Below are 20,167 nucleotides of genomic sequence, written 5' to 3' on the forward strand. Positions count from 1 at the left end.
GCAAACGCGCGGCGGGATTCTACTGCCGGCCATGAGCTGGACGGGTGGGAAGCAGCCAGGACTCCAATCCATGATTGAGTCAGCAGGTCACAGACCATGAGGCCATGAGGTCAATCGCTGTTGTGAAGGCGTCCAGGTGCGGTCTGTTCAGGAATGCGTGGCAGGTCCCGGGTACAGTGTGCTGCTCGACGTCGGCGCCCGCGCTCAGCAGTTCGGTGGCGAATTGATCACCGGATGCGCGCATGGCATCGAGGTCGGCATTGATCATCAGGGTCGGGGGGAACCCGTCGAGGTCATGGCCTCCCGGGAACGCGTAGCGATCGGTCAGCGCGGCCCGGGAGCCCGCATAGTTGCGGTTCACTGTATTCAGGAGCCACCGGGAGTGTGTCAGCCGGCGGTGGTCACGTACCCGTAGCTGGATCTCGCGCGACCGAGGGTGCGACGAGTGGAAAAAGCCGTAGGCAAGGACGACGCCTCTTGGTGCCAAATCCATATCGAGGGCCCGGAGCGCCGCTGCTGACGCAAGGCATGCCCCGGCGCTTGCACCGCCAAGAACCACCCCTCCTGCGGACTGGCTGCTGACACTTCGAAACACTGTCAAGATGTCCTCCACCGGGAGGGGAAACCGTCCTCGGGGTCGCCCTCCTCCTCTGCCGACCCAGGGCAGCCCGGGAAGCGGGGCAAGGCGGTAGTCGACCGTGACGACCGGGAGCCCTCGTTGAGCAAATGCCCAGGCAACATCGTGTGCTTCAGGCTGATCAAGACCGCCAGCAAAGAAACCTCCGCCATGCGCCCAGACGATCGTCGGAACCTGTGTTGTCTCCGGACTCTCGACTGCTGGGTGGTACCAGCGGATCGGGACTAGACCGTGTGGCCCGGTCACTGAACCGCACACGGTTAGTTCATTCACACCACTGAAGGACACCGCCATGCACTCGACCATAGCGTCAATCGCCCGGCGGCCGCGTGGGGAGCCTTCTCCCCCTTTGCACCACCCGCCATGAGGACTACCGTGAGCTGCATCAGTGTCCACCGCCGTCGAGGAGCCGTCATGGCCGGGTTTGTGACTTCGATTCCTTTGACTCCGCGATGGAGAATTCCGGCCGGCCGGAAACATCGGAGTTCGCTGCCAAAATGGCGGCACTGTGCGATGGACCTGTGATCTTCCACAATCTGGATGTCATGTGGGAGGACACCGGAGATGGTGAGCAAACCGGCTAGATCCAGCACAGGGCTTCCGTGAGTCCCGTTCCCTAGCGGGCCGCCGTCGTAATCTACGACGGCGCCCGCCGGCAGAAGCGATCCCAAGCCTTCCCTTCAGGTGGCAGACGTTCTCCGGAGGATGGCTAGAAAGCGACCCCGCAGGTCAACAGCGCATTGGCATAGGGTGTGGCTTCCCCTGTCCGGATGAACAGCCTGGCAGACCCCGACATGGCTTTAAGCTCCTCATGACTGACGTAGCTCAGCTGCCCGATGCGGCTGCCTACCCAACCTTCGGTGTCCGCGCCAGTTGCTTCCTTCGCCAGCGTGGCACTTTCGAACACCAGGTCCCCCACCAGCGCCTCCAGAACCTCGGCAAACCGCGGTATGCCTTGGACCAGGGCCAGGTCAACCACAGGGACTCCGCGAGGGGCGGGCATGCCGCAATCGGCCAGCAGCACGAGGTCGCCATGGCCCAGCCGGCTCAGGGCAGCATTGAGCTCGGCGTGGAGAATCCCGTGCCGCTTCACGGATTCACCTCAGGCAGAACATCGCCCAGGGTGGGATAAGACGGCTGGGTTCCATGCCCTTGCACCGCGAAAGCACCAACCCGGACAGCAAACCTGGACGCCTCAAGAAGCGACTCGCCAGCGGCAAGACCCCTACTCAAAGCGCCCACAAAGGCATCGCCGGCGCCCGAGGTATCCACTGCCTGGACCCTTGGGGCCGGTACCAGATACGTGCCCGCAGCGTCCGCGCAGATGGCGCCGTCCGCGCCCCGGGTGAGGACCACAGACGGGATCCCCTGTGCCCGCAGAGAGAGGACCAGGGCCTCGTCATCTGCCGGCACCGGGGCAAGCGGGTCCAGCTGTGCAAGCACCAGGGCTCCCTCGTGCTCGTTGACCACCAGCGGGTTCGCCCCACGGATAACCGCGGGGTCGACGGCGACCACCGGGGCGAGATTCAGCAAAACCCGCCCGGTTGCAAGGCTGGCCGCCGCAGCGATCCCCTCGGCAGGAATTTCACCCTGCAGAACCACCACGGCCGCTTCGGTAATCCGGGCAGCAGCCGACTCCACCGCCTCGGCGTTCATCGAGGAGTTGGCCCCGGGGATGACAACGATGGTGTTTTCACCGCCATCCGCGACGCAAATGACAGCCACCCCCGTGGGTCCGTCCACAGTCCTGACGGCGCCGAGGTCCACCCCCGAGGTTTTCAGAAGTGCCGTGGCCAGCGCGGCGTTCGGATCGTTGCCCACCGCACCCACCAGGCTTACAGTTGCGCCGCATTGAGCCGCAGCAAGGGCCTGGTTGGCTCCCTTCCCTCCTGGAAGCAGTGTGATGGAGCTGCCGAGCAGCGTCTCCCCCGGCAACGGGTGACGCGTCAGGCGCACTACCTCATCCAAGTTGATGGAGCCAACTACAGCGACTTTTCCGCCGGGCCCTTGCTGTTCTGTCACTTGCTGAAGTCTCCGATGTTGGTCTTGTTCACGGTGACGACTGAGACCGGGACCGTGGCGTCGATCTTCTCACCCTTGAGGACCTTGGCGGCCTGTTCGACAGCCAGCTGACCCAGCTTGGCCGGCTGCTGCGCGATGGACGCCACCAGGGTGCCGGCTTTGATGGCGGCAATCCCGTCAGTAGTTCCGTCAAATCCTACGACCTTGACGTCCTTGCCGGCCTTAGCGCCCAAAGCCTGTACTGCGCCCAAGGCCATCTCGTCGTTTTCAGCGAAGACTCCTGTGACACCGGGATTGGCCTGGAGCAGGTTAGTGGTGACATCCAATGCGGCTGCCCGATCGAAGTTGGCGGTCTGCTTGGCCACAATCTTGATGTCAGGGAAGGCCTTCATGCCCTCTGCGAAACCGGCGCCCCTGTCCCGGCTGGCGGAGGTTCCGGCTACGCCCTGAAGTACGATCACAGTGCCCTGCTTGCCCAGCGCTGCAGCGAGTTCCTCCGCAGCCTGCTTGCCGCCGGCAACGTTGTCGCTGGCCACCAGAGAGTTCAGGGTGGCGTTGTTGACCGTGCGGTCCACGCCAACCACCGGAATGCTTGCCTTGGTCAAGGCTGCCACTGAGGCTGACGCTGCATCAGAATCGACCGGGTTGACGATCACGGCCTTGGCGCCCGAAGTCTGGGCGTTCGCAAGCTGATTGGCCTGGGTTGCGGAATCATTCTGTGCGTCCACCACATCCAGCTGGATGTTTGCGGTCTTGGCGGCGGCCAGGGCGCCGTCGCGGACCTCGACGAAGAAGGGGTTGTTCAGGGTGGAAAGCGCCAGAACCACTTTGGGATTGCTGGCTGCGGCTGAATCTGTACCGCGGTTGCAAGCCGTGGCTCCGGAAAGCAGGAGGCCGCCGACGGCGGTCAGTGCCAGGGCACGCTGGAGGGAGAGCTTCATTGTTCTGTCCTTTGGTTTGGGGTTTGGAAAAGAAGTTGGGGTTGGGAAATCTGTTGGAGCGTTAGCTGGAACGCGTCTTTCGACGAAGAACGTCCATGCCCACAGCCAAAGCAATAACGACGCCGATCACCACTTGCTGCCAGAAGGAGGTCACGTTGAGAAGATTCAGGCCGTTGCGGATAACCACCAGTACCAGCGCACCGACGATCGTGCCGGAGATCCGGCCGAGGCCGCCCGCCAGGGATGCCCCACCGATCACGACGGCGGCAATGGCGTCGAGTTCATAGCCCGCCGCAGCCTGGGGCTGGGCAGAGTCCAGCCGGCCAGCCAGCAGGAGGCCTGCCAGGGCGGCAAAGAGCCCTGCCAAGGCAAAAACAGTGACGGTAATCTGCTTGACCGGCAGGCCTGAGAGCCGTGCCGCCTCTGCGTTGCCACCAACGGCGTACATTGAACGGCCTATAACGGTCCGGTTCAAGATAAAGGAGGCTACAGCTGCCGCGATCACCAGGACGATGATTGGCGTGGGGACGGGCCCGATGTTGCCGCCCAGGAAAGAAACTTCCGGTGGCGTCTTGATGGGCCGGCCGTCTGAGATGACCAGTGTGAGGCCGCGGGCAACGCTGAGCATGGCCAAGGTGGCGATAAAGGAGGGCAGTTTTCCGTAGGCGCTGGCAACACCGTTGACGATTCCCACCACCAGACCTGTCAGCAGGCCTGCCAGCAGGGCCAGGCCCCCGGGCAAGCCGGACGAGACAAACATGTAGCCGGAGACCATGGCGCTCAGGGCAGCCACAGAGCCGACCGAAAGGTCAATGCCGCCAGCCACGATCACGAAGGTCATACCGAAGGCCAGGATGGCCACGGTGGAGACCTGGATGCCGATGTTGAGCAGGTTCGGCCCGGTAAGGAAATCGGGCGTGATGATGAACAGCGCCAGAGCCAGGACCAGCAGGCCCACCAAGGCGCCGTTGTTCGCCAGGAGCTTTCTGACATCAATGCCCTGAGATGGCCGGGTCAGGGTTGCAGTGGACATGTTGGTGTTCCTTGTCTGGGTCAATGGGGACTGTGACGTCGTCGTCTCGGTATTCGGGGCTCTCATTGGTCTTCATCCAGGTCCCGGGCCGCCAGGGTCATGACGGCATCCTGGGTGGCATCGGCTGCGGAGAGCACCCCGGCCACTTCGCCGTCGCGCATCACAAGAATCCGGTCGCTCATGCCGAGGACTTCAGGTAGCTCGCTCGAGACCATCACGATGGCGCCGCCGGCGGCGGTTATTTTGTTCATCAGTTCGTAAATTTCCACCTTGGCGCCAACGTCCACGCCGCGGGTGGGTTCATCGAGCAGCAGCACCGAAGACGCAGCCATGATCCAGCGCCCAAAGACGGCCTTTTGCTGGTTACCGCCCGAAAGGGATCGGATTGGCTGATCGATGTTATGCATGCGGATGCGCAGCTTCCTGGCAATGTCTTCCGCTTTTTGGCGTTGACCGGCGAAGTCGGCCAGGCCCAGACGGGAACTGGACTTCAGCGTGGCGTAACCCAGGTTTTCGTTCACCGTGGCGTCCAGCACGAGTCCTTGGACCTTCCGGTCTTCCGGGACGTGCCCGATGCCGGCGGCTATGGCTGCCCCCACGTCCCCCTTGGGCAGTCTCTTGCCCCGCACGACGACGGTCCCGGCGTCGTGCCTGTCCACACCGGCGATGGCACGAATGACTTCAGTCCGCCCGGCCCCCACCAGGCCGGCAATGCCCAGGATTTCGCCGGCTTTGACGTCGAAGGAAATGTTGCTGAAGCGGCCCTTCGAACCCAGTCCCTCGACAGCGAGGACAGTCTGGGGGTTTTCTGTCTCGACGATGCGGCGAGGGAATTGATCGTCGATGCTGCGGCCCACCATAAGCCGGACCAGCTCGTCCTCATGGGTGGATCCAGGTACTTCGGCGATGAACTCGCCGTCACGCAAAACACACACGGAGTCGCCGATTTCGGCAATTTCCTCAAGGTGGTGGCTGATGAAGAGCATGCCGACGCTCTCCGCGCGGAGTTCGTCCACTACACGGAACAGGTTTTCTGTTTCATGTTTGGTGAGCGCTGCCGTGGGTTCGTCCAGAATCAGCACCCGGGCGTTTATGCTCAGTGCTTTCGCGATTTCCACCAGCTGCTGCTGTGCGATGCCGAGCTCCCCCACCAGGGTGTCCACGTCCACGCGGAGTCCGATGCGGTCCAAAGCCATCCTGGCCTGACGCCTCAATTCACGCCGGTCCACCATCCCGAATTTCTTGGGAGTGCGTCCCAGCATGATGTTTTCGGCGACACTCATGCTGCCCACCAGATTGAGTTCCTGGTGGATGGTGGCGATCCCATGAGCCTCGGCCGCACGGGTATTTGGAAGAGTGACGGGTTGGTTGTTGATGAGGATCTGACCGTTGTCCGGCTGGTAAACCCCGGCCATGATCTTGATCAGCGTTGACTTTCCCGCGCCGTTTTCGCCCAGGAGCACTTGAACTTTGCCCGGGTAGACGTTAACAGTGACGTCCTTGATCACCTTGACGGGACCAAAGGATTTGCTGATGTTCTTCAGCGTGACAAGCGGCTCGCCGGAATGCTCTGCGGCGTTGCGGTTGGAGGAGCGATCGGTCATTTCAATTCTTCCTCTGGGTTTTCACTGGACCGGAATGGCGGTGTGAGGATGACTCGCGGACAATGAGTTCGCTGGGCAAAGACACCGATTCGGGTTCTTCGCCGTCGATGACTTTCAGCAGCAGATCCACCGCTATCCGGCCCATGTCCTCCACGCTGTGGGCAACGACGCTCAGTGCCGGGTTGAGCAGAGCAAACCAATTGATGTTGTCAAAGGCCACCAGGGCAACGTCCCGTCCGATCAGGACGCCGCGTTCATGGAGTTTTGCCACGGCACCGACGGCCATGGGGCTGTCGGCTGCGAGAATTGCCGTGGGTGGATCCTTGAGCTCGAGCAGCCGCTCGGTGGCTAAAGCACCGCTTTCAAGCTGGAAGTCGCCGAAAACCGTCAGGGCCGGGTCCTGATCAAGTCCGGTCTCCAGCAGGGCATCCTCGAATGCGCGGTAACGCTCCCGACCCGTAGAAATTGACTGCGGCCCGGCGATGTAGCCGATCCGCCGGTGTCCTTGCTCCGCGAGGTGCCTGACCGCCTGGCTGATTCCCGGGCGGCTGTCCGTGGTCACACAGGGGACGTCAACGCCGTCGATGGTTCGGTCCACAAAGACTGTGGGGATTCCGCGGTTCACCAGAGAACTGATGGAACCCTTCGCGTCACCTTGCGGTGCCACGATCACGCCATCAACACGCTGGTCTATCAAGGTGTCCAGGAACCGGTTCTGCTGGTCCTCGAGTTCATTGGCGTTGCCGAGGAGAATGACGTACCCGGTTTTCAGGGCTGCCTGTTCCACCGCATGCGCCAGATCGGCAAAGAACGGGTTCCGCACGTCCGACACCAGTAGGCCCAGCACATTGGTCTTGGCCGAGCGAAGGCTCCGGGCCTGGGCATTCGGCCGGAAGTCCAGTTGCTCGGCAGCCGCAGTGACCCGCTCCCGGGACGCACTGGACGTGGCGGGGTGTCCGGACAGCACCCGTGAGGCCGTGGCCAAAGAGACCCCGGCCAGCGCTGCGACATCCTTAATGGTGACACCGGTCATCGCAGACACTCCTTCGTGTGGTTGGTTGCGTGGGGCTCATGGAATCGTTTCCATGAAATCGTTTCCACAAGTGTAAACAGCTGCTCGGATTTGTGTCAACCGTCACGAAGCCGCCCTGGCGCTCCCGGTCCGGATCCGCCTGGACCACTGGTGCAGGACGGCGGGAACTCCGGCTGGGCACTATGTACTGACCAACCCCGCGCTAAGGGAATTCATAGGTCAACCGCCTAGCATGTCCCGTATGAAAGCTGCCAGAGACGCCCGCTCCGCCGCCGTTGTGATCAACGCCGGATCACGCCGAGGGGCGGCCCACGAGCTTGCGGTGGACACCATGCGGAAGGCAGGCGTCCCGATCTCCGCCGTGCACCAGGTGCTGTCCGGGGCAGAACTGGCCGGGACGCTTGATCGGGTGATTGCGGACGGGCATGACCTGATCGTGGTCGGTGGAGGCGACGGGACGGTGACCTCCGCCGCCGGCCGCATTGCCGGAACCGACGTCATGCTCGGCGTTCTTCCACTGGGCACCGCCAACGATTTCGCCCGCACACTGGAGATACCGGACAACCTTGCCGAGGCCTGCGCCACCATCGCAGACGGGAAGGTGGTGGACATCGACCTCGGCCGGGCCAACGGCCATCCGTTCCTCAACGTCGCGTCCGTAGGCCTCTCCGTAGCTGTTACCGAAGCTCTCAGCCCCCGCCTCAAGCGGTACATCGGGCCGCTGGCATACGCCATAGCCACCCTGAGCGCTTATGCCCGGCACAAGGCGTTCCCTGCCCGTCTCGAGTTCCCGGACGGCGACCATCAGCCGATGGAGCTCGAAAGCCTGCTTCAAGTGGCCGTCGGCAACGGCCGGCACTACGGCGGCGGCAACACGGTCTCCCCCACGGCCGGAATCGACGATCACACCCTGGACCTCTACGCCATCCTGGCGGGGCCGCTCCGTGAGCACGTGAGTATCGCGCGGCTACTCAAGGACGGTAGCTTCATCAAACACGACCGGGTGCATCACCTGACCACCCGACGCGTACGGGTGGTCACCGAGCAGCCGCTGCCAGTGAACCTCGACGGCGAAATCGCCACCTCCACGCCCGCGGACTTCACCATCCAGCGCAACGCCGTCCACGTCGTCGTACCTCAGAGCAGCACCAGCGCGCTGTTCGACGGACCCGGCGCCGGGAACTGGCCGCCCGTAATTCACGACGGCTGAAGCTTGTGACTATTGGGGAACAAGCCTCCACAAGGACGTGACCTCGGCCGTGCGCGCCTCGAACAAGGGATCATCGCGGTCCGATGCCTTCGGATGCGTTGGCGTGGTGTCCAGCCGTTCCACCACCTTTAGCCCGCCCGCCTCGATGGCGGTCAGCAATTCCTCACGTGACCGCAGGCCAAGGCGCTCAGCCAGATCGGAGAGGACAAGCCAGCCCTCGCCGCCGGGCTCCAGATGGTCGCGGAGTTCATTCAGGAAGCGGAACAGCATCCTGCTCCCGGGGTCGTAGACGGCGTTGTCCAGGGAGGAATGCGGCGTGGCGGGAATCCAGGGCGGGTTGCACACGATGAGCGGTGCCCGTCCTGGTGGGAACATGTCAGTCAGGACGGCCTCGGCACGGTCCTGGACACCGAGGTTCCGGAAATTCTCAGCGGCGCAGGCGATGGCCCGGGGTTCGTTGTCCGTCGCCACCACGCGGCTGACACCACGGCGCGCCAGGACGGCAGCGAGCACCCCGGTGCCGGTTCCGACGTCGAACGCCAGCATGTCAGAGGGCAGCGGAGCGGCGGCCACGAGATCCACATACTCGCTCCGGGTGGGGAAGAACGTGCCATAGTGCGGGTGGATGCGGCCCTGCAGGGCATCCACGTAGACCCCGTTCCGACGCCATTCGTGTGCTCCGATTGCCCCCACAAGCTCATGCAGGGACACCACGGAAGATTCGTCGATTTCACCGTACGCCTCCGCGGCAGCCTCCCGGATATCCGGTGCGCGACGCAGCGGCACCACCGGGCCCGGATCAAGGGGGACCAGCAGCAGGCCGAGAATGCGCGCGCGATGCGAGCGGGACTGCCGATGCTTATAGAACTTCTCGGCCGGAGTTCCTGCGATCTTCTTTCCGGCGCCCGTCCGCCGGTCCAGGGCGTTGAGGATCTGCCGCGCGTTGTGGAAGTCACCGTGCCAAAGCATGGCGATTCCCTGTGACGCCATCCGGTATGCGTCACCGGCCGTGAGCGAGTCGGAGACCACTTCGACGCGCGTCGGCGCCGGTCTGCCGTTGGCCGAACGCCATCGCGCGGTCATGCTGGCACCAGCCTCGACCCAGGTCACGACGGCGGGCTCATCCACCTCAGCTGTGCGGACGGGCTTGGGGTCCGGCGTCGGGATTCCCCAGGAAGCTGGCGGGTCAGTAGAGATAAAGGTCCATTCCAAAAGTCCGGGGCTGGATCGGCGACTGACGGTTGCAGCGGCGATTCGACGACGTTCAAGGCTTCGGCCCTCATCCGGTAGCTAACGGAGCTTGGTCGATGGCAGTAGGAGCCCTTGAACGTACCTTGTCAGGATACGGGGTGGTGTGGCCGCCACGCGCCCCGGCCTGCCCGCCCTCGATATACTCCAAATATGCCGATTACACGCCTCGACCGAGGCAACCACACTCAGCCGTCCGCCCCCAAGCCATACGGGGACGACCTGTGAGCGGCGGTCTCGTCGCCCTGCTGGACGACATCGCAGCCATTGCCCGCATAGCGGCTGCGTCGGTGGACGACGTCGCTGCCGGAGCGGCCAAGGCCGGGGTTAAGGCCGCCGGCGTCGTAATCGATGACGCCGCCGTCACCCCGCAGTACGTGTCCGGGGCGGACCCGTCCCGCGAACTGCCCATGATCAAGCGGATCTTCTGGGGTTCACTCCGGAACAAACTGCTGATCATCCTGCCGGCCCTGCTGCTCGTCAGCGCCTTCATCCCCTGGGCCATCCCGTTCATCCTCATGCTGGGCGGCACGTACCTTTGCTACGAGGGTGCCGAGAAGGTTTGGCACAAGCTCCGCGGCCATCACACCGCGGAGGAAGATGCGCCGGCGGTTGAACGCGGCCCCGAGGCCGAGGCGAAGGTAGTCAAGGGCGCCATCACCACCGACTTCATTCTGTCCTGCGAGATCATGGTCATCTCCATGAACGAGGTGGCGAGTGATTCCATCTGGTCCCGTGCTGTCATCCTGGTGGTTGTTGCCATCGTGATCACGGTGGCCGTTTACGGCGCCGTCGCGCTCATCGTCAAGATGGACGACATCGGGATGCACCTGGCCGCAAAGGATTCCGCCGGTTCCAAGCGCGCCGGCGAGCTGCTGGTCAAGGGAATGCCCGCCGTGCTGACCGCCATAACCTTCGTCGGGACCATCGCCATGCTTTGGGTTGGCGGCCACATCATGCTGCAGGGAGCATACGATCTGGGCTGGCACGGCCCGTATGACATAGTCCATGTCCTCGAGCACCCTTTCGAAGAAATTGCCGTGGTTGGCGGTTTCCTGGCCTGGCTCGTAAACACCTTGTGCTCGGCCGTCATCGGGCTCGCCTGGGGTCTGGTCATCATGGCTATCGTGCATCCGCTGCTCAAAGTGCTGCCGTTCGGCAAAAAGAAGGGCGGGCACGAGGAGGGCGACATCCGCGCCGAACTTGCCGGCTACAGGCCAACGAAAGAGAACGCGGATCCCGACTCTTAGCCCGTAGCTTTTAGCCCGTATTCGCCGGGGGAAACAATGACGCCCCGCAACAACTGATGGCCACCCCATAGTGCCGGGGTGGCCATCAGTTTCAGTGCGCCATCAGTTTCAGAGCGCTTTCGGTTTCAGTGCGCTGCAGGTGTCAGTGCGCTGCAGTTATTAGTGCTCGGCTTCTGCTGCAGCCTTCTTCTTGGCGCTCTTCTCGGCGTCCTTCCCGGCACGCAGAACCTCCGCCTCGTGCTGCTCTTCGGCTTTCTCCTGGTGAATAACCTCTGCCAGAAGCTTCTCCATCTCTTTGGCCACGCCCGCGGCTGAGGCGGGGTTCTGGCCAGTCACCAGGCGCTCGTCAACCACCACCTTCTCCTCGAAGACGTCAGCGGAGACGTGGGTGGCGCCCTGTTCCTCAAGCCGGTCTGCCAAAAAGAACGGGATGACCTTGTCCTTCCCTGCGGCAACCTCTTCGTCGTTGGTGAAGGCGGACACCTTCCTGCCTTCTACGAGGCGAAGCCCGTTGGCCAATTCCACGTTCAGCAGGCCGGCCGGTCCATGGCAGACCGCGCCCACCACACCGCCGGCGTTGTACACGCTGGCCACCAGATTTTGCAGGCCTTCGCTGTCCGGGAAGTCCCACATAGTGCCGTGGCCTCCCACGAGGAAGACGGCGTCGTACTGCTCGGGGTCAACGACGTCGGCGCGGGCAGTGTTATAGAGCCCGGCGCGCGTAGTCTCATCCTCCGTAAAGGCGACCTGGATCGGATCCCCCGAGTCCACCTCGTCGCGCGGGGGCTGGCCGCCCTGGATGGAGGCAAAGTCGACGAAATGCCCGGAATCCTTGAACACCTTCCAAGGATGTGCAGCCTCGGCTACGTTGTAGCCGGTCTTCTCTCCGGTGTCGCCAATCTCGGAAACGCTGGTCAGTACCATGAGGATTTTCTTCATGAAGTGCTCCTTTCGTCCGAGTCCCACCCTACGCCTGCAGCCTTAGGGCAGCCTGAGTACCTCGGACGCACCTCTGGGAAAATCTCAGATAGTGGCCAGGGTGCCCTTGGCGCTTTCCACCAGAACATGGGTGCCTGCGGGTACGTGGACCACTTCGCCGTCAATCTGGCAAGGAACAGCGTCCCGCGTCGTGAAGGCATAGCTGCTGACGCTGGGTTGATTCCCCAGCCCCAAAGTGACAGCCCGCAAGGTCATCAGCGCCATCTTCCAGCGCCCGGAGTGCGGCAACGTCACCACCTCGAACTGGCCGTCGTCGGGGTGGCTGGACTCGCTGACGGTCCCGTACTTCGCCATCCGAGAGATGTTAGCCAGGATCAGGCTGTCGAACCGGCCGGTGGCGCCGTCGGCCCTGACGAGCTCAAACGGCTTCAGATGACCGAGGGTCCGGGCGACGGAGAGGAGTTCGAGGATTTTCCCTTTTCCGCCTTTTTCGATTCCGATGGCCATCAACGGAGTAAGCCCGAACCCTAAATAGGAGTGGGCGTATAGAACCTCCCCGCGATGGGCTCCGCCGAACGTTATACGCAGTAAATCGATGCGATAGACCCGGCCTTCGCGGATGCCATCCGTCAACGTTCTCGCCGTCATGCTCCTGTGATGATCGTTGGCGTTGCCGGCAGGAAGCACAGTGCACACCGCCCTGCTGGCAGGAACGTCCATCACCCCGTTGACCACCTCGTTGTACCCGCCGTCGCCGCTGACCGAGACTATGAGCGGGGCTCCTCCCGCCGCCACGGACCGTGCAAGATCACGCGCGTGCCCCGCATACTCCGTCGGCATCAGGTCAATCCGCAGATCCGGCAGATCAGCGGCGAGGTCACGCTGCAAGTCATCAATCCGCGTAGCCATTCCGGCTTTGGCCGGATTGAAGATCAGGGCCACGCGGTCAAACGGGGTGGCAGGTGCCAGTTCATCAGCCATGTGCCCATCCTCCGAGTCCAGATTGCGGTCGAGTCCAGCCTAACCGGGCCTGCACGTGCAATGCGTGGGTGCCCCCCGTTTGAGGTGCAACAAACTGGGCGGGGAGGGGATCGCATCAGCGGCTTTCCGCGGCACGCTGATCGACCGGCTTGCGGGCATGAATGAAGATCATCCACAGCAGCTTCTTCTTGCCAGCACTAGACTCAATCGACACCCAGGGCACCCGCCCGGCACCTCAGGAAGGATCATCTTTATGCGGAAGCTCGTGTACTACGTGGCCACGACCCTCGACGGCTACATCGCGGGCCCGGACGGTGCTGACCCAAGCGGAGCGGACTACTTCCCACTGACGCCCGATGTTCTCCAGTACATCGTCGAGCACTACCCCGAGACTCTTCCCGGCCCGGCGCGGGCCGCCCTGGGCATCGGCAATCCAGGTCGGACGTTCGACACAGTCCTTGAAGGACGGGCGTCCTACGAGATCGGCCTCGCCGCCGGCTTGACCGACGCGTACCCCCACCTTCGCCATCTCGTATTCTCGACCACGCTGGAAAGCCGCGATCCCGCCGTCGAGATCGTCCGCTCCGGCGCCCTGGAACGGGTGCGCGCGCTCAAGGCCGAAGAGGGCAAGGACCTGTGGCTGGTGGGTGGCGGCACGCTCGCCCACTCGCTGCTGCCAGAAATCGACCGGCTCGTGCTCAAGCAGAACCGGTCAATCATCGGATCTGGCATCCCGCTCTTCGACGGTCCGTTCCAGCCCCACATGTTCCGGCCTGTCGACGAGACCCTGCTCGACTCAGGCTTGCGGGTCCTCACTTACGACCGCGCCTGAAAGCACGCCGGACACCTCCGATTCCCAGGTGAGCGTTCGGCTAACGGGCACCAAAAGTGCGGTGATCGACCCCTCTACGGAGTGCCGCCGGGGCGTCAGGGCTAGGCTTGCAGGATGGAAGAGGTTCTCCTGGCTGGCGGCAACGCCACCGATGGTGTGGTGCGCGTCGGATCGACAGTACGCAAACCATGGACGGCCGCTACACCGAGTGTGCTCGCATACATGAGAGCCATGAGCGACGCTGGCGTTGATGTGCCTGCCGTCTATGGGAAGGATGCCCAGGGGCGACAAGTGACAGAGTTTGTCCCCGGTTGCCTTGCCATGGACTCGCCCCCGCTGTCGCTCCCCGCGCTGTCCAGAGTAGGCCGCCTGGTGCGCGCTATTCACGACGCCAGTGCAGCCTACGTGCCAGGCTCCGACTCAACCTGGACCACACCGATTCCGGCCCCCGGAGCCGAGCTGATCTGCCACAACGACCTGGCCCCGTGGAATCTCCTCATCGGAGAGCGATGGGTCTTCATCGACTGGGACGGGGCCGCACCGAGCACGCGTCTATGGGACCTCGCGTACGCCGCGCAGGCATTCACACTGAACGATGCATCGGCGGATCCACTTGAGGCGGCGCGGGCCCTGGCGGCCTTTATTGACGGCTACGGTGCCGACGACGAGCTCCGGGCAGCGCTCCCGGTCACCATGTGGCAACGGACAACTGCAATGTATGAACTGCTCAAGAATTCCCATGTCACGGGATCCGAACCGTGGGGGACGATGTACACGACCGGCCATGGGGACCACTGGAACACCGTGACCCAGTTCGTGAGGGACAACGAGTCACTTTGGGCCGAAACGGTGCGGGCTGCCCGGTAGCTTTTCCTCAAACGTACATCCACCCAGTGGTCAGAAACGATCGTGGAATCCAATTGACCTACAGAAGGTCGCCGGATCCACGCGCTGAACCAAATGGGTCCAAAAACAGCCGTTTCTGACGCGTCCCTCAGACGGCGCTGATTGAGGTGACCTCATAGACCAGGGCCGAGCTCGCGGCCGTTCCCCGGCAGGTCAACTGGTGCGGCGCGGCGCGGCGGGCCTCCAGTTCGACGTCGACACTCGCCGGATGAGGCGGGCGGCCGGTAACGCGGATCCGCCAATGATCGCCGTCGCGGACGGTCCCCGCGACCACATAGTCATGCCGGCGGACCGGGCCGAAACGTCTTAAGATAGCCGCAACTGCGGCCTGCTGCGCCGGGACGAGATCCGTGTAGCCACGCAGATACTCCCCGTGGATACGGCCGGCCAGGTGCTCTTCGATCGTGGTGACAGATGACTCGGCATCCAGACGGCCGTAGTAGACGCCGTCGGGAGCGACAACAACGTTGCCTGCGAACCTGTCACCCCCAATGTGCGAGCATTCCCACACCAGTTCCGGCCAGCGCTCACTCAGGGCACGTCCCACGGGCCTCCCCCACACGGCACAGCATTGGTCACGCTGACTGTGAGTGCAGACCAGGATGACGGGCGGATGGCCGAGCTCTCCGGGGGCGCTGAGGGCTGTGGCAATCCCGGCCAGATCTTCATCCTTGCTCCACGTTCCCCATAGCTGACGGTAGGCGCCTGAGCTCTCATGGCGCAGTACGGCCCAATGGCTCTGGCCCTCACGGCGGCGGGGGCCGGTCCGCCTCACCAGCAGCACGCGCGCCCGCGCAGCCTTCGCGGCGGCCAACACGAGCGCTTTGGTTTCAGGCTCGAGATCAAGCCCCTCGAAGCCATCCAGCGGCCACCCGCCCCGGTGCTCGATGAGGACCCAGACGACGCCGTGCGACGCCGTGCCGGCAATGGGATCGCCGCGCAACCGGGCGGCTTCAGAGCAGAAGAAGCGCTCCGTGGCGGCCACTTCGGCCGTGGCGGCAACGTCACCGTTCACATCGCTGGTCAAATCACTGTTCAAATCACTGTTCAAGGGGAACGAGGACCCCCGCGCGCAACAGTCTTTCAACGAGTTCGACGCCGAGATCACCAGCGGTGTAAACCTCCCCGTCGAGGAGGCGCCTCACAGACGGGAGATCGGCCTCCGGGAAGTCGAGCCAACCGACGCGCGTGGTCAAGCGGGCGCCCTCCAGCCGGGCTTCCAGCGCATCCCGGAAGCGCACCCGGGACGCGGGGCCCAGCCCGCTGACGGCGGCGAGCTGGGCCAGTGGTCCCAGAGGTGCGGGGCGTCCCTGTCCCCGCCGGGTGCGATGGAACAAAGAAGTGGAATCAGCCTGAGCGAGGGCAGCGGCGAGGCGCTCGCGGACGACGTCGATCTCCCCGTCTGGCTGGTCGACGCCCAGTGGCAACGTACGGCGCATCTCGGGATCGTCGCCCAGCGCGGCGAGCGCGGCCTGGGCGAGCTGTTCGGCCAACGCGTAGCGGGTCCAGCTGTGGATGCCGAGCGTGAGGTGGATGGAGACCTCGCCCTGCGCCTGGGCGGCATGCAGCCAGCCACGCGGCAGGTAAAGCGCATCCCCGGGCTCGAGCACAGTATCAATGTAGGCCCCGCCTTTCGCGGCCTCGGCCACGTCGGAGCGGCGGTCTGTCCAGGGTTGGTCGCGCAGCGGGTCCGGGTGCACAGGCTCGTGGATGATCCAGCGCTTGGTGCCCTCGATCTGCAGGACGAAGACGTCGTGGACGTCATAGTGATCATCGAAGCCCCGGTTCTGAGGGGGCGTGATGTAGGCATTGGCCTGCACCGGATGCCCGAGCTCGGTGCTCAGCCTGCTGCTGAGGTCCGAGACCGGCTCCCAGGTGCGGTGCAGAGCCTGCAGGACGAGCGTGGCGCCGTCGGCGAATTTGCGCCAAAGTGCCGTGTCATCGAGCTGGTCACCGATGGTGGCGCCGACGCCGGCGGGAGACGTGAATGACGCGTCGGGAAATGTTGTGCCACCCTTTGCGACTCGGAGAAAAGGGGTGCGAAGTCCACGGCGCGAGATCAGTTCGTCGACGGCGTCTGCCGAGAACAGATCGGAGAAGTCGCCGGCGGAACGTGTAAGCAGCGCCGTTCGCCCCCAGATGTCAGCGGCGAACCTCTCACGGCCAATGTTGATCAGACGTGTCTCCAGGACCCCGCCGCCCTTTACGGCAGCGGGGTCCTGGAAGTCAGTGCGGGTGGTGCTCAAAATTCAGATGCCCTGTCCTGCGGCTCCTCCATCGGCTCCCCCGTCGGCACCGCTGTCAGCTCCTCCGTCAGCACCGCCATCGGCTCCGCTGTCTGCGCCTCCTTCGGCTCCGCTATCGGCACCACCATCGGCTCCGCTATCGGCACCACCATCGGCTCCGCTGTCGGCACCACCGTCGGCACCACCGTCGGCACCACCGTCGGCTCCGCCGTCGTGCATACCTGGGACGCCGGACGCGCCACCGTCCGCAGGGCCTTCCTGGCTCGGATCCTGCTCTGGACTGGTCATGCTTCCTCCCGAGAATCGAATCGTTAGGATCAGCTCCGTCACCGGCACCTGATCACCCAACCGGGCGATCCTTCAGCGACACCGCCCGTGATCACACTAACGGCACCGGCCCACTGCGGAACAGCCCTTTTACACCTCTGGAGCCAGAATCTTAGGAGGCCGCGGGTGGGCGGCGAGCGCCGCCGTCGTACTCCCCTCTTCTTGGCACGCGGTACGTTGTTTTCCCGCTGCTCACGTCCTACCGTGAGGGGACGGTCGGCAGAAGTGCGGGTGGGGCATGCGAGCTATTTCCTGGTCATCGCGACGTCTTTTGTCATGCCTCGTGGCTACGGTTCTCTTCGCCTGCGTGAGCGGGGCAGCCGTCGCTGCGGGAGTACCGGCAGGACCGACTGCCACCGAGCAGGGCTACGAAGCATTGGACCGGTACCTGCAGGAGCAGATCGACGATATTGGTATTCCGGGAGCCGCCGTCGTCGTCGTCCAACACGGGGTGCAGGTGCATTCGGCAGCATTTGGCAACGCCGACTCCGGACGGCCCATGACACCGCAGACTCCCGTGATGCTGGCTTCAACCACCAAGTCCCTCACCGCGATTGCCGTGATGCAGCAGGTTGAGGCAGGCCGGCTGGAGCTGGATGAGCCGGTGCAGACGTACCTGCCATGGTTCAGGTTGAAGGACAGCCGCGCCTCTGAGATCACGGTGCGGCATCTACTGCATCAGGCAAGCGGCATGGCTTCCAAGGACACCGCGTTCGAGGCTTCCACCGCGCAGGGCCCTGAGGCCCTTGAAGTGGGTGTGCGCGCGTTGTCAGGTGCCGCGCTCGTGGGTGTCCCGGGTGAGGCGTTCGGCTACGCCAATGCCAACTTCAACATCCTGGGTTTGCTGGTGCAGACTGTCTCCGGCCAGCCGTTCGGGGAGTACATGGAGCAGCATGTCTTCGACCCCCTGGAGATGGCGCATGGCCACACATCTCGGGCTGCTGCGCTCAAGGACAACATGGCTGCCGGGCATTCTCTGTGGCTCGGCTCATTCTGGCTGCGGACCGAAGTGCCCGCAGGCACCACCGGAATGCCCTCGACCACCATGTTCGCCTCCGCCGAGGACAAGAGCCACGAGCTGATCGCCCTGTTGGACGAGGGCCGCTACGGTGATCGGCGCATCCTCCAAGCAGCCAGTGTGGAGACGTTGCTTGAGCCGCGGGTGCAGATCGACGAGTCCAAGGAGTATGCCATGGGCTGGTTCACCCGACCGCTGGTGGAGTCCGTTGATCCCGCTTTGCAGCCCGATCCGGAGACTTTGCCCTTGCTCGTGGAGCATCAGGGGGAATGGGGTAACTCGCACACCTACCAGGCCCTGGTTCCCGACTCTGAGCTTGGCGTCGTCCTGGTGATCAATGGCAACGACACGTCCGCGCCGTCCCGGCTGAAGGCCATCGATACCAATGTGCTGCGCATTCTCCACGGGCAAGACCCAGTCCCCACGGTAGTGCCCGAGGACTGGCTTCAGCGCTATAGCTGGGCGGTTTCCCTGGGGCTGCTGCTCCTGGAGCTCCTGAGCCTGTGGCTCTCGTTCAGGGTTTTGCTCCGGGTACCCATTGGAGGCCGACGGCGGTTGCCGCCTCTGGCGCTCGCGGCTGGCGCTTTGGTACTCGACGGCTTTGCCCTTTGGCTGTGTTTTATCTACGCCCCCACCAAGTTCGACACCAACCTGGCCGTCATCGTCCGGCAGTTTCCCGACGTCGGACTCAGCCTGGTGCCGGTGCTCGCGCTGGCAATTATCTGGCCGGTCCCCCGAACGCTGTGGCTGCTGCTGACTATGTGGACGCGCCCACCAGCCACTTAGCGCCGGATGCGGTAGCGGATGTTGTGGCCTCGGGTGTATCCATCAACCTCTAGCTCTACGCGTGACGCCAGTACCTCGAACAATCTCCGCCCACCGCCGGACAGCACCGGAATCTGGTCAATCTGCAGCTCGTCCAGCACACCTGCCTCGATGGCCCGCTGCGGTGTGTACGCACCGTGCACCAACACGTCCCGGCCGTCCGCCGCAGCCTTGGCCTGAGCCATCGCGCTCTCGATCCCGTCGGTCACGTAGGTCACTAGCGGGTAGTTCGCCACTGAGGGACCGGGCGGCCGGTGGCTGGGCACAAAGATCTGCATGCCGTGATGGTCGCCGCCCCAGTGGTCGACCTGCTCTACGGTGCGCCGGCCGGCGAGATTGTGAACCGATTTCTGAGCTTGCAAGCTCTGTTTGTAAGGGGTTCCCCGTTGGGACGTTATTCGGTCTGCATCTAGAATCGGGGGCATGTCGGAAACCGGCGAGATGGTATTCAGCGACGGGGTCATTGTGCTACGCCCACTGCGGGTTGAAGATACGGCAGACCACTTTGCCGGCGAGGATACCGAGTTGGTGCGTTGGCTGAACGGCGGCCCTGGCACCACCGAATCCGTTCGGCGGTATGTCGAGCAGGTTCAGCAGATGTGGGAGAACGGTGGACCCGTCTTCACCTTCGCCATTCGGCTCGCGTCAAAGGATACCCTCGTTGGAACCATAGACGTCCAGCTAAGACAAGACGCCTACCGATCCGGGCAGGCCAATTTGGCCTATGGGCTATACCCTTGCTGGCGCGGTCGCGGGTTCGCCACTCGCGCGGTCAGCCTTGCTTTGGAGTTCTTGCGTGGCGACGCCTCGGTGCGTTCGGCTCTGATACGAGTCGAACCAGGAAACGTGTTGTCCGCTGCAGTGGCCATTCGGGCCGGCTTCACCCTGACGACGCCGGCTGCCGGGACGGGCGACACCCATGACTGGTATGAGCACGCAGTCTGCTGAAGCTGCCTAACTCCCCATCTTTAGTGCAGGGATGGACCTATCCGCTGGCCGCTACTGAAAGCGATGGACGGGCGGATTCACTCATGTACACCTGAGGCGAGCGGCGCTTCTAGACGGGTGCCGTCGTCGTACTCCAATTACAGTGGCAGGTACTGTAGCTGAAGTTT

General features: G+C 63.7%; 20 protein-coding genes. 6 read left to right on the forward strand and 14 right to left on the reverse strand.

Translation table 11 applies throughout. The annotated features are described in order from the left end of the window. Positions 1–79: 79 nt before the first annotated feature. The 7 genes from M1E02_RS16195 to M1E02_RS16225 form a co-directional block, all read right to left on the reverse strand. Positions 80–1,117, reverse strand: a complete 1,038-nt coding sequence (locus tag M1E02_RS16195; protein WP_479375235.1) for an alpha/beta hydrolase — start codon at positions 1,115–1,117, stop codon at positions 80–82. Positions 1,118–1,346: 229 nt separating this feature from the next. Next, positions 1,347–1,730, reverse strand: a complete 384-nt coding sequence (gene rbsD / locus M1E02_RS16200) for a D-ribose pyranase (protein WP_479375236.1) — start codon at positions 1,728–1,730, stop codon at positions 1,347–1,349. Further along, entirely contained in the window at positions 1,727–2,659 is a 933-nt protein-coding gene (locus M1E02_RS16205) for a ribokinase (RefSeq protein WP_479375237.1), read from the reverse strand. The genes rbsD and M1E02_RS16205 overlap by 4 nt, the downstream gene beginning before the upstream one ends. Beyond that, positions 2,656–3,600 carry a substrate-binding domain-containing protein gene (locus tag M1E02_RS16210; protein ID WP_479375238.1) on the reverse strand — a complete coding sequence of 315 codons (945 nt, stop codon included), beginning with the start codon at positions 3,598–3,600 and terminating at the stop codon, positions 2,656–2,658. Before M1E02_RS16210 ends, M1E02_RS16205 begins: the two co-directional genes overlap by 4 nt. Positions 3,601–3,661: 61 nt before the next feature. After that, complete coding sequence (locus M1E02_RS16215) at positions 3,662–4,633, reverse strand: ABC transporter permease (protein ID WP_479375239.1); 972 nt, start codon at positions 4,631–4,633, stop codon at positions 3,662–3,664. A gap of 62 nt (positions 4,634–4,695) precedes the next feature. Beyond that, the gene (locus tag M1E02_RS16220; RefSeq protein ID WP_479375240.1) at positions 4,696–6,237 is read right to left on the reverse strand and encodes a sugar ABC transporter ATP-binding protein; all 1,542 of its coding nucleotides are present in this window, start codon (positions 6,235–6,237) and stop codon (positions 4,696–4,698) included. Between the two features lies 1 nt (position 6,238). Continuing rightward, entirely contained in the window at positions 6,239–7,270 is a 1,032-nt protein-coding gene (locus M1E02_RS16225; RefSeq protein ID WP_479375241.1) for a LacI family DNA-binding transcriptional regulator, read from the reverse strand. A 241-nt stretch (positions 7,271–7,511) separates the two neighbouring features. Here M1E02_RS16225 and M1E02_RS16230 point away from each other — a divergent pair, with 241 nt between their 5' ends. Next, the gene (locus M1E02_RS16230) at positions 7,512–8,480 is read left to right on the forward strand and encodes a lipid kinase (RefSeq protein ID WP_479375242.1); all 969 of its coding nucleotides are present in this window, start codon (positions 7,512–7,514) and stop codon (positions 8,478–8,480) included. A 9-nt stretch (positions 8,481–8,489) separates the two neighbouring features. On the opposite strand, the gene M1E02_RS16235 is transcribed toward M1E02_RS16230, so the two are convergent. Next, the gene (locus tag M1E02_RS16235; protein WP_479378190.1) at positions 8,490–9,563 is read right to left on the reverse strand and encodes a methyltransferase; all 1,074 of its coding nucleotides are present in this window, start codon (positions 9,561–9,563) and stop codon (positions 8,490–8,492) included. A gap of 389 nt (positions 9,564–9,952) precedes the next feature. Between M1E02_RS16235 and M1E02_RS16240 the strand changes: the two genes are divergently transcribed. Then, positions 9,953–10,978, forward strand: coding sequence for a DUF808 domain-containing protein (locus tag M1E02_RS16240; protein WP_479375243.1), 1,026 nt, complete (start codon positions 9,953–9,955; stop codon positions 10,976–10,978). 159 nt (positions 10,979–11,137) lie between these two features. On the opposite strand, the gene M1E02_RS16245 is transcribed toward M1E02_RS16240, so the two are convergent. Together M1E02_RS16245 and M1E02_RS16250 are read right to left on the reverse strand one after the other, a co-directional pair. After that, positions 11,138–11,917, reverse strand: a complete 780-nt coding sequence (locus M1E02_RS16245; protein ID WP_479375244.1) for a type 1 glutamine amidotransferase domain-containing protein — start codon at positions 11,915–11,917, stop codon at positions 11,138–11,140. A gap of 84 nt (positions 11,918–12,001) precedes the next feature. Continuing rightward, positions 12,002–12,898, reverse strand: coding sequence for a diacylglycerol/lipid kinase family protein (locus M1E02_RS16250; RefSeq protein ID WP_479375245.1), 897 nt, complete (start codon positions 12,896–12,898; stop codon positions 12,002–12,004). Positions 12,899–13,151: 253 nt separating this feature from the next. On the opposite strand from M1E02_RS16250, the gene M1E02_RS16255 reads away from it, so the two are divergent. Both M1E02_RS16255 and M1E02_RS16260 read left to right on the forward strand, forming a co-directional pair. After that, the gene (locus tag M1E02_RS16255) at positions 13,152–13,730 is read left to right on the forward strand and encodes a dihydrofolate reductase family protein (RefSeq protein WP_479375246.1); all 579 of its coding nucleotides are present in this window, start codon (positions 13,152–13,154) and stop codon (positions 13,728–13,730) included. A 114-nt stretch (positions 13,731–13,844) separates the two neighbouring features. Further along, entirely contained in the window at positions 13,845–14,597 is a 753-nt protein-coding gene (locus M1E02_RS16260) for a phosphotransferase (RefSeq protein ID WP_479375247.1), read from the forward strand. A 127-nt stretch (positions 14,598–14,724) separates the two neighbouring features. Here M1E02_RS16260 and M1E02_RS16265 read toward each other — a convergent pair whose 3' ends face one another. Genes M1E02_RS16265 through M1E02_RS16275 form a run of 3 tightly spaced genes read right to left on the reverse strand, consistent with a single transcriptional unit; the run spans position 14,725 to position 17,170 of the window. Then, on the reverse strand, positions 14,725–15,687 hold the full coding sequence (locus M1E02_RS16265; RefSeq protein ID WP_479375248.1) for a sucrase ferredoxin: 963 nt from the start codon (positions 15,685–15,687) through the stop codon (positions 14,725–14,727). Beyond that, the gene (locus M1E02_RS16270) at positions 15,677–16,882 is read right to left on the reverse strand and encodes a cupin domain-containing protein (protein ID WP_479375249.1); all 1,206 of its coding nucleotides are present in this window, start codon (positions 16,880–16,882) and stop codon (positions 15,677–15,679) included. The genes M1E02_RS16265 and M1E02_RS16270 overlap by 11 nt, the downstream gene beginning before the upstream one ends. 3 nt (positions 16,883–16,885) lie before the next feature. Further along, on the reverse strand, positions 16,886–17,170 hold the full coding sequence (locus tag M1E02_RS16275; RefSeq protein WP_479375250.1) for a hypothetical protein: 285 nt from the start codon (positions 17,168–17,170) through the stop codon (positions 16,886–16,888). A 277-nt stretch (positions 17,171–17,447) separates the two neighbouring features. On the opposite strand from M1E02_RS16275, the gene M1E02_RS16280 reads away from it, so the two are divergent. Beyond that, complete coding sequence (locus M1E02_RS16280) at positions 17,448–19,013, forward strand: serine hydrolase domain-containing protein (RefSeq protein WP_479375251.1); 1,566 nt, start codon at positions 17,448–17,450, stop codon at positions 19,011–19,013. Here the strand turns inward: M1E02_RS16280 and M1E02_RS16285 are convergent. After that, positions 19,010–19,414, reverse strand: a complete 405-nt coding sequence (locus tag M1E02_RS16285) for a dihydrofolate reductase family protein (protein ID WP_479375252.1) — start codon at positions 19,412–19,414, stop codon at positions 19,010–19,012. The genes M1E02_RS16280 and M1E02_RS16285 overlap by 4 nt on opposite strands. Positions 19,415–19,475: 61 nt before the next feature. On the opposite strand from M1E02_RS16285, the gene M1E02_RS16290 reads away from it, so the two are divergent. Beyond that, positions 19,476–20,000: a GNAT family N-acetyltransferase gene (locus M1E02_RS16290; RefSeq protein WP_479375253.1), complete on the forward strand. Its 525-nt coding sequence runs from the start codon at positions 19,476–19,478 to the stop codon at positions 19,998–20,000. Positions 20,001–20,167: the final 167 nt, after the last annotated feature.

This window comes from Arthrobacter sp. Z5-13, from assembly GCF_056499105.1.

What these genes read in the sequence shown, in the direction of transcription:
- M1E02_RS16230 (WP_479375242.1), top strand. Translation starts at nt 7,512, where the DNA reads ATGAAAGCTGCCAGAGACGCCCGCTCCGCCGCCGTTGTGATCAACGCC.
- M1E02_RS16210 (WP_479375238.1), bottom strand. Translation starts at nt 3,600, where the DNA reads ATGAAGCTCTCCCTCCAGCGTGCCCTGGCACTGACCGCCGTCGGCGGC.
- M1E02_RS16280 (WP_479375251.1), top strand. Translation starts at nt 17,448, where the DNA reads ATGCGAGCTATTTCCTGGTCATCGCGACGTCTTTTGTCATGCCTCGTG.
- M1E02_RS16245 (WP_479375244.1), bottom strand. Translation starts at nt 11,917, where the DNA reads ATGAAGAAAATCCTCATGGTACTGACCAGCGTTTCCGAGATTGGCGAC.
- M1E02_RS16235 (WP_479378190.1), bottom strand. Translation starts at nt 9,563, where the DNA reads ATGACCGCGCGATGGCGTTCGGCCAACGGCAGACCGGCGCCGACGCGC.
- M1E02_RS16260 (WP_479375247.1), top strand. Translation starts at nt 13,845, where the DNA reads ATGGAAGAGGTTCTCCTGGCTGGCGGCAACGCCACCGATGGTGTGGTG.
- M1E02_RS16220 (WP_479375240.1), bottom strand. Translation starts at nt 6,237, where the DNA reads ATGACCGATCGCTCCTCCAACCGCAACGCCGCAGAGCATTCCGGCGAG.
- M1E02_RS16215 (WP_479375239.1), bottom strand. Translation starts at nt 4,633, where the DNA reads ATGTCCACTGCAACCCTGACCCGGCCATCTCAGGGCATTGATGTCAGA.
- M1E02_RS16195 (WP_479375235.1), bottom strand. Translation starts at nt 1,117, where the DNA reads ATGTTTCCGGCCGGCCGGAATTCTCCATCGCGGAGTCAAAGGAATCGA.
- M1E02_RS16225 (WP_479375241.1), bottom strand. Translation starts at nt 7,270, where the DNA reads ATGACCGGTGTCACCATTAAGGATGTCGCAGCGCTGGCCGGGGTCTCT.
- M1E02_RS16255 (WP_479375246.1), top strand. Translation starts at nt 13,152, where the DNA reads ATGCGGAAGCTCGTGTACTACGTGGCCACGACCCTCGACGGCTACATC.
- M1E02_RS16250 (WP_479375245.1), bottom strand. Translation starts at nt 12,898, where the DNA reads ATGGCTGATGAACTGGCACCTGCCACCCCGTTTGACCGCGTGGCCCTG.
- M1E02_RS16275 (WP_479375250.1), bottom strand. Translation starts at nt 17,170, where the DNA reads ATGACCAGTCCAGAGCAGGATCCGAGCCAGGAAGGCCCTGCGGACGGT.
- M1E02_RS16290 (WP_479375253.1), top strand. Translation starts at nt 19,476, where the DNA reads ATGTCGGAAACCGGCGAGATGGTATTCAGCGACGGGGTCATTGTGCTA.